The sequence below is a fragment of the Burkholderia sp. F1 genome (assembly GCF_050813845.1).
Taxonomy (GTDB): domain Bacteria; phylum Pseudomonadota; class Gammaproteobacteria; order Burkholderiales; family Burkholderiaceae; genus Burkholderia; species Burkholderia ubonensis.
The window spans coordinates 874,051-886,670 of sequence record NZ_CP172422.1 but is presented as its reverse complement, the minus strand read 5'-3'; the positions used below and the strand labels follow the sequence as shown (position 1 = coordinate 886,670).

Below are 12,620 nucleotides of genomic sequence, written 5' to 3'. Positions count from 1 at the left end.
ATCGGTCACTTTGTCACGCACGGATCAAACGCGCAGGCCGCCGTTCGTCGCCGATCCCCGCCTCATCCACCGGTGACGGCTGACGGGTTCAGGCCAGCATCGGCCCGACGACCGGCTACACCATGACGAGGCCGTGCCGCATCCCCTGCATGACGGCCTCGGTGCGGCTGCTGGCGCCGAGCTTGCCGAAAATGGACGACAGGTGAAACTTCACCGTGTTGTCCGAAATGTCGAGTTGGCGCGCGATCTCCTTGTTGCCGAGCCCTTCGGCAAGCATCGTCAGCACTTCGATCTCGCGTGGGGTGAGCATTTCGACCAGCGCCGCGGACGCCATCTGGCGAGGCGCCTTGCGCTCCGCCAGCAGCCGGGCAAGGATCTCCGGAGACAACACGCAAAGGCCCGCGGCCACGGCCTCGATCGCGGCGGTGATTTCGCCGGGCGTCGCGCCGCGCGGCAGCAGCGCCGTGGCGCCGCCCGCCAGCGCGTCATGGATCCAGTCGCTGTCCGCCTCGTCCGTGAGCAGGACGAGCGCCGGCATCGCGGGATGGCGGTCCGCTCCCGACATCGGCCAGTCGCCGGCCTGCGGCTCCAGCTCGGCCAGGACCACCTCCGGCAATTCGCTGGCAAAGCGGTCGGCGATCGCCGCGACGTCGGCCGCGCTTCCTGCGAAATCCAGCGTCGGCGTGGCGTCGACAAGCGCCTGCAGGCTTGCGCGCGCTTGCGGCGACGCGGCGACGACGGCGACCCTGAGCGGACTCATCGGTGTCATCCCGGCATTCGGCATGCGACGCCTTGCACGATTCTCAGCAGCATGAATTCCGTTGCGGGCGTTCGCCCACCGTGACCGAGCACTCGCTGCGCTCGCCGCCCCGGATCAATCCGATCTTCAACGACTGTCCGATGCGGTCGCCGCCAAGTGCGGCATGCACGTCGTCCATGTCGCGGCACGGCTGGCCGTCCAGCTCGATCAGCACATCTCCGATCAGCACCCCGGCTTGCTCCGCAGGCCCGCCCGCCGCAAGCGACACCACCAGCAGCCCGCGCCCTGAAGCCAGATTCAGTTTCGTCACCCACGCCTGCGGCAGGTTCACCGTCTGTGTGCCCACGCCAAGGTAGCCGCGCGAGACACGTCCCTTTCTCGACAACTCGTCGCACACGCGCGCCACGGTCAAGGCCGGGATCAGCATGCCGGCGCCAGGCGCGAGCGCCGACGTGCACAGCCCCATCACCCGCCCCTGCATATCCGCCAGAGCCGCACCGGAGAAACCGGGGCGCAGTCCGCCGTCCAGTCGCACGAAGGCATCGAACTGGCCGCCTCGCCAGGTGCGCCATGGGCCGCCCGCCGTGCCTACGACGCCGAAATCCGCGCTGGTGCCGAGCCGGTCCACGCGCGCCACCGCGAGCACCAGATGGCCTGCCTTGAGCGAGCGCGCGTCGCCGGTCTCGGCCGGGCCCGGCGTCACGTCGCCAATCCTCAGTACGGCCAGGTCGGTGCCAGGGTCCCGCCCCGCGAGGACGGCCGCCACGGTGCGACCATCGGCCAGGCCGACTTCAATGCCTTCTTCGTACCTGAGCGTATGCGCCGCCGTGACCACCACGCCCGGTTGCCAGATTACTCCACTGGACGGAAAGCGGTGCCGCCCGTGCACCGCGACGACACTCTGGCCAACGCGCTCGACGATGGCCGCCAGGTTGGCGGAAAGATCCTGCAATGGATTTCCGCTGGGGGTTGGGGTTTCCATGTGACGACTCCTGCCATGTGCTGTCTGAATCGATGCTTCGCTCGGCCGACCCGCCTGAAGATGACAGGCAGGCAAGCGCGGACGCGTGGATTCACGATGACAGGCGCGCGACGGACGCGCACCACCCTGATGGGTAGCCTGCACGTCGGGCCGGTTGTTCATCGGCGGCTTCGCGCCATGCGGGTGGCCGTAACCGACTGCGGATTAAACCGGTCGTCGAAGGCGGCTAGGTGGTCGATTTTCTGACGGCGCGGCGCCCGCGGTCAGCGGACGGCGGACACGCGCATCGGTCCGTTTCAACGTCAGGCGGATTCGCCCGTATGGGCGGGGGGAAGCGCGACGAACCGATCGGCGAGTCCGTCGCGCAACGTCGGCATGCTGCTCATGGAGCCGTGCGACAGATTCCGCGCAGGGCTCCACACCGGCCGGCGCTTACTCGAAGAACGTCGTGACGGCGAACTCGCAGAAGACGTCCGGGCGCTCCTTGGCCGCCTCGATCGGATTGATGCTGCCGCGATTGATCCGGCTCAGATAGAGCCCGTTGTCGGCGCGCAGCGTGATCTTGTTCGGCCCCACGTTCGACACGGTAAACAGGCAGAACACGTCGACGTTCTGCTTGGCGGCCTCGATCGGATTGGTCGCGCCGCGATTGATCCGGCTCAGGTACAGGCCGTTATCGGCGAGCAGCGCGATCTGCTGCGGACCGACAGTCACCACCCGGAATTTCGAAAAAACATCGATTTCCTTCTTTGCCGCCTCGATCGGATTTTCATTGCCCCGATTGATGCGGCTCAGATACAGCCCATCGTCTGCCTGCAATGCAATTGCGATATAGCCCGAGGAAGACATGATCCACTCCTGTCAAAGTTTGCTTCAACACGTCGGATTTTCCTGCATCGGATTGAACCGCCCTGCCTGGCCCGAACCGGCCTGATTCGAGCCACTCCGAGAATAGCTTACAAAACCTGATTTGCAAATATAAAACCGTAAAATTAAATATAGCGAATCGGCATGATCGATATTTTTCCATTACTGAATAATGGCATCGCTCTATTAATTCGAATAATTAAGCCATTTATCCAGCAGAATTTCGTCGCTCGACCTGACCGGACTTTCCGGCCGTTCGCATCCGCCGGCCGACGGGACGGGGGGCGCGGCGCCGGCCGCCGGGCCCGCGCCGCCCGCCTTGCTTACTTCGCGATGTACACGCCCGTCGTCGGGCACGTGCCCTGCGTGCTGCCGTCGGTCACGAGCGACGCAGCGCTCGGAAACTGCGCGGTCGCATCCGACTTCACCGCGATCCATGCCTCGGTGAAATAGCTGACGCCGTTCGCCTTCGTGCATTTCAGCGACACCGCGCTGCGCGTGCCGCTGCCGAATGCGCCTTCGAACGCGGACAGCAATTGGTTGCGGGTCACGGTCCCGCCCGCGTTCGCCTGCAGGAATGCGTTGAACGACGTGTTGCCGAGGCGGCTGATCATGCCGGCCGCCTGGTTCCAGTACGCATCGGGCGACGCCGCATTCGCGCAGGTGCCGTGCTTGAACCACTCGTGCTTGTCGAGGCACGACGCGACGCCCGGCATGTAGGTCGACAGCGTGCTGCGGGTCGCGGCGCTGACCGGATACGCGTCCATGCTGCACCACTGGTGGCTGTTGTCGAGATCGATGTCGCTCTGCGGCACGCCGCAGAAGAACGGCTGGTTGCCGTCGTAGCTGTTCGGCCACAGCCCGTGCAGCGACAGGCTGGTCGCCGCATACGAGCCGGCGAGGTTCGAGCACTCCGGCGTGGAATGCGTCGCGCAGAAGCCCGGCTCCCACGAGGAGGCAAGCAGCAGGTAGTCGTAGCTGGTCTGCGCGCCGGCGTGCATCGAGGCGGCAGTAACGGCGAGCGCGGTCGCGGCGCGGATGAGCGTCTTGAGCATGGGGATTCCCTCGGAAAAGGCTCGCGGTCGCGGGATGCGCCGCGAGATTGTCGTACGTCTGCCCGCGATTGTCGCCGCAGCAACATGGCACGAATGTGAATGCCGCGCCGCGGTTCGACAAGGCCCGGCACTTGCGCCAGAATCATCGGCTCCGAGGGCGAAAGCCACTGAAAGCCACCTTTGACCGCGCAAGGCGGACTCCACCTCCCTTGGCCATTCGCGACAACCGCAACCGGAGCCTCCACATGACCGACTCGCCGCTTCAAACGCCGCCGCTCGGCCCGCTGCTGAAGCGCTGGCGGCTCCTGCGCCGCGTGAAGCAGAGCCACGCGGCCGAGCTGTTCGGCGTCGCGCAGTCGACGATTTCCCGCTGGGAAGCCGGCGTCCAGCAGATGTCGCCCGACGAGCGCGCGATCGCCGAGCGCCTGCTCGCGGCGCGGCTCGATTCCGCCGGCGACCGCGCGCTCGCGCGGCTCGTCGGCGACCATCCCGGCCGCGTGCACCTCGTGTGCGACCTCACGCACCGGCTGCTGGCGTGCTCGTCGTTGCGCGCCGCCGAGTTCGCGAAACCGCTGCCGACGATGCTCGGCGCGTCGCTGTGGCGCTATGCGACGCCGGAAATCGCCGCGCTGGAAGCGTCGCTCGACACGCTCGGCTGGCGCGACAGCGCCGGCCCGTCGTGCGTCGAGTTCGACAGCGGCGCGAACGCATCGCGCATCGTGCCGATCCGTCGCAGCACCTGCCGCTGGACGCGGATGATCCTGTCGGACGGCTCGGCCGCGCGACTCGTCGAAACGCTGTGACGCGCCGCGCATATTTCATGCGTGGACGGCGCGCCGGTGTCCGGCCTACGCTTGACGGCTCCCAACCCGGACCTTGCGGACCTCATCGATGAATCCCGACACGATCCACGCGCGGCTCGCGTTCCTGCGCGAAGCGGAACGCCTGAAGGACGTGCTGCGCAGCGGCCACACATCGGCCGGCCGCGCGGAAAGCACCGCCGAGCACAGCTGGCGGCTGTGCCTGATGGCGCTGGTGTTCGCCGACGCGCTCGACGGCGTCGACCCGCTGAAGCTGCTGAAGCTGTGCGTCGTCCACGACCTCGGCGAGGCGCTGCACGGCGACATCCCCGCGGTCGAGCAGGCCGCGCATCCGGACAAGAGCACACACGAGCGGCGCGACCTGCTGACGCTGACCGCCGGCCTCGACGCAGCACTGCGCGACGAGATCGTGGCGCTGTGGGACGAATACGAGCAGGCCGCGTCGCCGGAAGCGAAGGCCGTCAAGGCGCTCGACAAGCTGGAAACGATCCTGCAGCACAACCAGGGCGACAATCCGCCGGACTTCGACTACGCGTTCAATCTCGGCTACGGCCGGCGCTATACGGACGCGAGTCCGCTGTTCCGCGCGATCCGGGCGATCGTCGACGCCGACACGCAAAGCCGGATCGACGCCGGCGCGCGGCACGCGTGATCGGGCAGCGGCGGGCGCAGGCCGCCGCTGCGCGGTAACGATTGCCCACAATCGCGCACAGTTCGGCAAGATTTCCTCGGATGAATTCGCTTATCATGAGCCCCCGATTCGATTCATCGTGGCCGCATCGCAACGCATGCCGGCTCCGATCCGGCCTCTCGTTCCGGTCTCCGGCCACCTGAATGCCGGATCGGCCGCACGCGTCGCCGACGCCCGATTCATCTTCGCCGTGCCCCCATGAAACAGAACCGTCGCCGCTGGCGCATCGCGCTGGCCAGTGTTGTCGTCGTCGCAATCGCCGGCGGCCTGTCGCTCCACTACCTCTCGCCCGACCGGCATCCGCGCTACCTGAGCGCGCCGGTCGCGCGCGGCGATCTCGAGAACGCGGTGCTGGCCACGGGCGCGCTGCAGGCGTTCCGGCAGGTCGACGTCGGCGCCCAGGTGTCAGGACAGCTGAAGACGCTGAAGGTCCGGCTCGGCGACAAGGTCGAGAAGGGGCAATGGCTCGCGGAAATCGATCCGGTCATCTCGCAGAACGCGCTGCGGCAGGCGCGCACCAGCGAGGAAAGCCTGCTCGCGCAGCAGCGCGCGACCGCCGCGCAACTCAAGCAGACCGACCTCGCGTTCCGCCGCCAGCAGACGATGCTGCCCGACGATGCGACCTCCCGCGAGGCGTTCGAATCCGCGCGCGCGGCGCTCGACGTGCAGCGCGCGAACCTCGCGTCGCTCGACGCGCAGATCCGCGCGGCCCGCATCCAGATCGACACCGCGCAGGCCAATCTCGGCTATACGCGCATCGTCGCGCCGATGGACGGCGAAGTCGTCGCGATCGTCACGCAGGAAGGCCAGACCGTGATCGCGCAGCAGCAGGCGCCCGTGATCCTCAAGCTCGCCGATCTCGACACGATGACGGTGAAGGCGCAGGTCTCCGAAGCCGACGTGATCCGCGTCCAGCCCGGCCAGACCGCGTACTTCACGATCCTCGGCGAACCGGACCGGCGCTATTACGGCAAGCTGCGCGCGATCGAGCCGGCGCCGCAGAACTTCCTCGAATCGCAGGCCGGCCTCGGCGGCGGCGCCGGCGGCGGCACGAAAACGAACGCCGCCGTGTTCTACAACGCGCTGTTCGAAGTGCCCAACCCCGGCCATCGGCTGCGCATCTCGATGACCGCGCAGGTCAACATCGTCCTCGGCGGCGCGCGCAACGCGCTCAACATTCCGGCCGCCGCGCTCGGCGCGAAGGACAAGAACGGCGCGTACGCGGTGCGCGTGCTGCGCGCCGACGGCAAGACCGAGACGCGCGCGATCCGCACCGGCATCAACAACAACGTGAAGGTCGAGGTGCTGGCGGGCCTGAAGGAAGGCGAGCAGGTCGTGATCGGCGACGCCGACGCCGACACGCTCGCCGCATCCGCGCCGGGAGCGTGACGATGACGCGGCCGCTGCTGCAACTGACCGACGTCACGCGGCGCTTCCCGGCCGGCGACCGGGACGTCGTGGTGCTGAAGCACGTCAGCCTGTCGATCGACGCCGGCGAGATCGTCGCGATCGTCGGCGCGTCGGGCTCCGGCAAATCGACGCTGATGAACATCCTCGGCTGCCTCGACCACCCGAGCGCCGGCAGCTACACGGTCGGCGGACGCGAAACCCGGACGCTCGACGGCGACGAACTCGCGCAGCTGCGCCGCGAGCGCTTCGGCTTCATCTTCCAGCGCTATCACCTGCTGCCGCACCTGAGCGCGGTCGCGAACCTGGAGATGCCGGCGATCTACGCCGGCAGCACGCCGGCCGAGCGCCGCGCACGCGCGCAGCGCCTGCTCGCGCGCCTCGGGCTCGCGGACCGCGAAGACCATCGGCCGAGCCAGCTGTCGGGCGGCCAGCAGCAACGCGTGAGCATCGCGCGGGCGCTGATGAACGGCGGCGAAGTGATCCTGGCCGACGAGCCGACCGGCGCGCTCGACTCGAAAAGCGGCCAGGAAGTCATCCGCATCCTGCGCGAGCTGAACGCGCTCGGCCACACGGTGATCATCGTCACGCACGACGAACACGTCGCCCGGCACGCACGCCGCATCGTCGAGATCCACGACGGCGAGATCGTCGCGGACCGGTCCAACCCGCACTACGTCGTGGCCACCGAAACGGCGGCGGAGCCGGATACCGCGTGGCACGCGACGCCCGTGCTGCTCGCGCACGCCGGCGCCAACGCCGATCCGGCGCTCGCCGTCGCCACAACCGCACGACCCGCGCGGCCCGCGCGCCGCCTGTCGGCCGGCGCCGGCCGTTTCGCGGAGGCGTTCCGGATGGCGTGGCGCGCGCTCGTGTCGCACCGGCTGCGCACGGCGCTGACGATGCTCGGCATCATCATCGGCATCACGTCGGTCGTGTCGATCGTCGCGATCGGCGAAGGCGCGAAGCGCTACATGCTCGACGAGATCGGCAGCATCGGCACGAACACCATCAACCTGTATCCGGGCCTCGACTGGGGCGACAGCCGCGCGGACGCGATCCAGACGCTCGTCCCCGCCGACGTCGCCGCGCTGGCCGAACAGCCGTACGTCGACAGCGCGACGCCCGAAACGTCGCGCACGCTGCTGCTGCGCTACCGCAACGTCGACGTCAACGCGCTCGTCAGCGGCGTCGGCGAGCGGTTCTTCCAGGTGCGCGGGATGAAGCTGGCGCTGGGCGTCGCGTTCGGCGCGGACGAGGTGCGCCGCCAGGCGCAGGTCGCGGTGATCGACCAGAACACGCGGCGCAAGCTGTTCGGCGCGCGCCCGAATCCGCTCGGCGAAGTGATCCTGATCGGCAACCTGCCGTGCGTCGTGATCGGCGTGGTGGCCGACAAGAAAAGCGCGTTCGGCGACGTGAAGAGCCTGAACGCGTGGGTGCCGTACACGACCGCGAGCGGGCGCCTGTTCGGCCAGCAGCATCTCGACAGCATCACCGTGCGCGTGCGCGCCGGCCAGCCGAGCCAGGCCGCCGAGCAGAGCCTGACGAAGCTGATCACCCAGCGGCACGGGCGCAAGGACTTCTTCACGTACAACATGGACAGCGTCGTGAAGACGGTCGAGAAGACCGGCCGGTCGCTGACGCTGCTGCTGTCGCTGATCGCGGTCATTTCGCTGGTGGTCGGCGGGATCGGCGTGATGAACATCATGCTCGTGTCGGTCACCGAGCGCACTCGCGAGATTGGCATCCGGATGGCGGTCGGCGCGCGCCAGGCCGACATCCTGCAGCAGTTCCTCGTCGAGGCCGTGCTGGTCTGCCTGCTGGGCGGCGCGGTCGGGATCGCGCTGTCGTTCGGCGTCGGCATCCTGTTCTCGATGCTCGTCGACCAATGGAAGATGGTGTTCTCCGCCGGCGCGATCGCCACCGCGTTCCTGTGCTCGACGCTGACCGGCGTCGTGTTCGGCTTCATGCCGGCGCGCAACGCGTCGCGGCTCGATCCGATCGATGCGCTCGCGCGGGACTGACAAAACTTGACCATGACCCTGCCCTCCCCGATCCGCCGCCTGGGCGCGCTTGCGTGCGCCGCCGCACTCGCGGCCGGCTGCGCGGCCACGCGCGACCGGCCGCTGCCCCCGGTCACGATGCCGGCCCACTGGGAATCGCCCGTGCCGCCGGACGCACCCAACGCGCCCGCCGCATCGGCCGACTGGTGGCGCAGCTTCGGCGACCCGGTGCTCGACCGCCTGATCGACGACGCGCTGCGCACCAACAACGACCTCGCGATCGCCGCGATCCGCGTGTACCGCGCGCGGCTGCAGGCCGGGATCGCCGACACGAACCTGACGCCCGCCGTCACGCTCGGCGCGAACGGCAGCGTGTCGCGCACGCTCGATACGCACCAGATGGGCCGCGCGAGCGGCGTCACCGGCGCGCTGAGCTACGAGCTCGATCTGTGGGGCCGGCTCGCCGCGCTGCGCGACGCCGCGCGCTGGGAAGCCGACGCGACCGAGGCCGACCGCGAAGCCGCGCGGCTGTCGCTGATCGGCACGACCGCCGCGCTGTACTGGCAGCTCGGCTACCTGAACCGGCAGATCGCGCTCGGCGACGCGAACATCGCGTATGCGTCGCGCACGGTCGCGCTGGTGCGCTCGCGCCACGCGGCCGGCGCGACCTCCGGCCTCGACCTCGCGCAGGCCGAGCAGAGCCTCGCCGCGCAGCGGGCCGCGCAGACGCAACTCCTCCAGCAGCGCGCCGAAAACCGCCATGCGCTCGCGATCCTGTTCGACCGGCCGCCGCAGCAGCCCGCCGCCGAACCGCCGACGCTGCCCGACGGGCCGCTGCCCGCGGTCGCGGCCGGCCTGCCCGCGAACCTGCTCGGCCGGCGTCCGGACCTGCGCGCGGCGGAATTCCGGCTGCGGGAATCGCTGGCGAACGTCGACGCGACCCGCACGAGCTTCTATCCGACCTTCACGCTGACGGGCAACGTCGGCACGTCCAGCACGAGCCTCGAGCGCGTGCTCTCGAATCCGGTCGCAACGCTCGGGCTCGGGCTCGCGCTGCCGTTCATCCAGTGGAACACGATGCAGCTGCAGATCAAGGTATCGCAGACGCAGTACCAGGAGGCGGTCGTCGGATTCCGCCAGCGGCTTTACTCGGCGCTGGCCGAGGTCGAGAACGCGCTGTCGGCGCGCGTGCAGCTCGAACGCGAGGCGGAGCAGCGCACGCTGTCGCGCGCCCAGGCGCAGCGCGCGGAAACGCTGGCCGCCGCGAGGTTCGCCGCCGGCGCGACGGACGTGCAGCCGTGGCTCGACCAGCAGCAGCGGCTGCGCGACGCGCAAAGCGCCGAGTCGCAGAACCGGCTGAACCGGCTCAACAACCAGATGACGCTGTATCGGGCGCTCGGCGGCGGCGCGTAGCAAGTGCAAGTAACGGTTGCGGTGCGACGTTCGCGCCGCGACCGCCCGTCATTCCGCGACCGCCGCCCGCCGCCGCGCGGGCGCGAACGCGATCACGCTCGCGGTCGCCAGCACCGCGACACCCGCCGCGCCATACACCATCACCCACCCGAACCCGTGCACGAGCGCCGCGTGCAGCGCCGCGCCCGTCGGGTCGGCTTGCGCCAGCGCAGGGGCCAGCGCGCGCACCCCGTCGGCGCGGCCGGCCGCGATCTCCTGCGCGAGCGCGCGCAGCGCCGCGTCCCCGACCGCGCCGCCGACGCTCGCCTTCAGGCCCGACACGATCCCCGCGACCAGCACGAAGCCCATCATCGCGATGTTCAGCGCGACCGAGATCATCCGCGCGCTCATGTCGATGCCTGACGCCATCCCGGCGCGCGCGCTCGGCACCGCGCCCGTCGTCGTGTTGGTGACCGGCGTGTTCGTGAGGCCGAGCCCGATGCCCGCGAGCAGGCAGCCGGGCAGCATCGTCAGCCAGTCGGCGTGCGCGGCCGCGCTGCCGACCCGCATCAGCGCGAAGCCCGCCGCGATCGTGAAGAGGCCGCCCGGAATCACGACGCCCGCCCCGTAGCGCAGCGCGAGACGCTCGCCGAACGGCGGCGCGACCAGCGTCGGCAGCGTGTACGCGAGCAGCGCGAGGCCGCCCGTCACGCTGTCGTAGCCGAGCGCGACCTGGAAGTAGATCGGCAGGTAGATCATGAACGGCCAGAAGCTGAAGTTCATCCCCATCGAGCCGAAGATCGCGCCGGTGAACGCGCGGATCCGGAACACCGAGAAATCGAACATCGGGCGCGCGCTGCGGCGCTCGGCGACGACGAAGCCGGCGAGCGCGAGCACGGTCGCGCCGAGCACCGCGAGCCCGGTCGCGCTGGCCAGGCCGATCTCGGCGCTCTGCGTGATATAGAACGACAGGCCGAGCAGCGCGAGCGACAGCGTGACGATGCCCGCGACGTCGAGCGTGCCCGCGTGCGGATCGCGCGACTCCCGCACCCCGCCGCCGATCAGCGCGAGCGCGACGGCCGCGAGCGGCACGTGAACGAGGAACACCCACGGCCAGCTCGCGACCGCGACGATCGCGCCGCCGACGATCGGCCCGAAGCCGAGCCCGATCCCGAGCACGATCCCCCAGGCGCTGAACGCGCGGCTGCGCTCGCGGCCCTCGCGAAACTGGTGCGACAGCACCGCGATCTGGCAGGTCAGCATCGCGCCGCCGCTCGCGCCCTGCAGCAGCCGGCCCGCGACGAGCACCGGCACGTTCGGCGCGAACCCGCAAAGCAGCGACGTCGCGCCGAACAGCAGCGTGCCCGCGACATACACGCGCTTGCGGCCGAAGCGGTCCGCGAGCGTGCCCGCCGCCATCAGCACCGTCGCGCAGGCGATCGTGTACGCGTTCATGATCCACTGCATGCCGTTGAAGTCGCCGTGCAGCACGACCTCGAGCGTCGGCAGGATCACCGGCACGCTCGAGATCTCGAGGCCGAACATCAGTGAAGTGAGACAGACGGCCGCGAGCGCGGCCGCATTTCGTCGGGTATCGGATTGCGTCATGGGAAGTCGCGGCGTCGCGCAATGAACGGGAGTCGGTACTATATTGGGAACCTCACTCCCCATTGACTCATGCAGTTCGCATGACTGGGGAATGCAAGGCACCAATCGAGCGAGCGATCCAATGGATGACAGACTGGAAGGGGTAGAGGTATTCGTGCAGGTGGTCGAAGCCGGCAGCTTCGCGCTCGCCGCGCAGCGGCTCGACATGACGCGCTCGGCGGTCGGCAAGGCGGTCGCGCGCCTCGAAAAGCGGCTCGGCGCGCGGCTGCTGAACCGCACCACCCGCAGCCAGAGCCTGACCGACGATGGCCAGAGCTACTACGACCGCTGCGTGCGCGCGCTCGCCGAGCTCGACGCCGCGCAGGCCGATCTCGACAGCGGCCGCCACGAGCCGCGCGGGCGCCTGCGCGTCAGCGTGCCGCTCGCGTTCGGCCATCACTGCGTCGCGCCGATCCTGACGGAGCTCGCCCACACCTACCCGCATCTGCAGATCGACCTGTCGCTCACCGACCGGGCCGTCGACCTCGTCGAGGAAGGCATCGACCTCGCGGTGCGGATCGGCCGGCTGCGCGACAGCACGAGCCTCGTCGCGCGCCGGGTCGGCACGCAGTACGGCAGCCTCGGCGCAGCGCCTTCGTACCTCGCGCGCCACGGCACGCCGGCGACGCTCGACGCGCTCGCGCAGCACCGGACGATCGCCTACTCGCGCGGCGGCGTGCCGCGGCCGTGGGAAGTGCGCGATGGGGACGGACGCGCGATACGCGTCGACGTCCGGCATCAGCTCAGCTTCGACGACGTGCAGGCGATCGCGGCGGCGGCCGTGTCGGGTTTTGGAATCGCGTGGCTGCCGTGCTGGCTGCTCGCGCAATACGTGCGCCGCGGCGAACTCGTCGTCCTGCGGGAACGATGCTTCGTCGACCAGGGCGAGATCAACATCGTCTGGCCCCGGACCCGCTACCTGCCGCGCAAGACGCGCTGCGCGATCGACGCGCTCGTCGACGCGCTCACGCCGCTGTTTACCGACTAGGGTCGGT

Annotated in this window: 11 protein-coding genes; 6 read left to right on the top strand and 5 right to left on the bottom strand. The window is 69.5% G+C overall.

Annotated elements, in window-relative coordinates:
• Positions 1-115 precede the first annotated feature (115 nt).
• The 4 genes from ACFIMZ_RS23045 to ACFIMZ_RS23030 form a co-directional block, all read right to left on the bottom strand.
• On the bottom strand, positions 116-784 hold the full coding sequence (locus ACFIMZ_RS23045; protein WP_431824616.1) for a response regulator transcription factor: 669 nt from the start codon (positions 782-784) through the stop codon (positions 116-118).
• A 19-nt stretch (positions 785-803) separates the two neighbouring features.
• Positions 804-1,742, bottom strand: a complete 939-nt coding sequence (locus ACFIMZ_RS23040) for a S1C family serine protease (protein ID WP_431824615.1) — start codon at positions 1,740-1,742, stop codon at positions 804-806.
• Between the two features lie 432 nt (positions 1,743-2,174).
• Positions 2,175-2,591, bottom strand: coding sequence for a fascin domain-containing protein (locus ACFIMZ_RS23035; RefSeq protein ID WP_431824614.1), 417 nt, complete (start codon positions 2,589-2,591; stop codon positions 2,175-2,177).
• A gap of 341 nt (positions 2,592-2,932) precedes the next feature.
• Positions 2,933-3,664, bottom strand: coding sequence for a ribonuclease T2 (locus ACFIMZ_RS23030; RefSeq protein WP_431824613.1), 732 nt, complete (start codon positions 3,662-3,664; stop codon positions 2,933-2,935).
• A gap of 245 nt (positions 3,665-3,909) precedes the next feature.
• On the opposite strand from ACFIMZ_RS23030, the gene ACFIMZ_RS23025 reads away from it, so the two are divergent.
• The 5 genes from ACFIMZ_RS23025 (at position 3,910) to ACFIMZ_RS23005 (ending at position 9,999) form a co-directional block, all read left to right on the top strand.
• Positions 3,910-4,467, top strand: a complete 558-nt coding sequence (locus ACFIMZ_RS23025; RefSeq protein ID WP_431824612.1) for a helix-turn-helix domain-containing protein — start codon at positions 3,910-3,912, stop codon at positions 4,465-4,467.
• An 88-nt stretch (positions 4,468-4,555) separates the two neighbouring features.
• On the top strand, positions 4,556-5,137 hold the full coding sequence (locus ACFIMZ_RS23020) for an HD domain-containing protein (RefSeq protein WP_431824611.1): 582 nt from the start codon (positions 4,556-4,558) through the stop codon (positions 5,135-5,137).
• Positions 5,138-5,374: 237 nt separating this feature from the next.
• Positions 5,375-6,565 (top strand): macrolide transporter subunit MacA, encoded by a 1,191-nt coding sequence (macA, locus tag ACFIMZ_RS23015; protein WP_431824610.1) that lies wholly within the window; start codon positions 5,375-5,377, stop codon positions 6,563-6,565.
• A gap of 2 nt (positions 6,566-6,567) precedes the next feature.
• On the top strand, positions 6,568-8,607 hold the full coding sequence (locus ACFIMZ_RS23010; protein WP_431824609.1) for a MacB family efflux pump subunit: 2,040 nt from the start codon (positions 6,568-6,570) through the stop codon (positions 8,605-8,607).
• A gap of 12 nt (positions 8,608-8,619) precedes the next feature.
• Positions 8,620-9,999, top strand: a complete 1,380-nt coding sequence (locus tag ACFIMZ_RS23005; RefSeq protein ID WP_431824608.1) for an efflux transporter outer membrane subunit — start codon at positions 8,620-8,622, stop codon at positions 9,997-9,999.
• A 48-nt stretch (positions 10,000-10,047) separates the two neighbouring features.
• On the opposite strand, the gene ACFIMZ_RS23000 is transcribed toward ACFIMZ_RS23005, so the two are convergent.
• On the bottom strand, positions 10,048-11,586 hold the full coding sequence (locus ACFIMZ_RS23000; RefSeq protein WP_431824607.1) for an MFS transporter: 1,539 nt from the start codon (positions 11,584-11,586) through the stop codon (positions 10,048-10,050).
• 121 nt (positions 11,587-11,707) lie between these two features.
• On the opposite strand from ACFIMZ_RS23000, the gene ACFIMZ_RS22995 reads away from it, so the two are divergent.
• Positions 11,708-12,613 (top strand): LysR substrate-binding domain-containing protein, encoded by a 906-nt coding sequence (locus ACFIMZ_RS22995; protein WP_431824606.1) that lies wholly within the window; start codon positions 11,708-11,710, stop codon positions 12,611-12,613.
• The last annotated feature ends 7 nt before the right edge of the window (positions 12,614-12,620 follow it).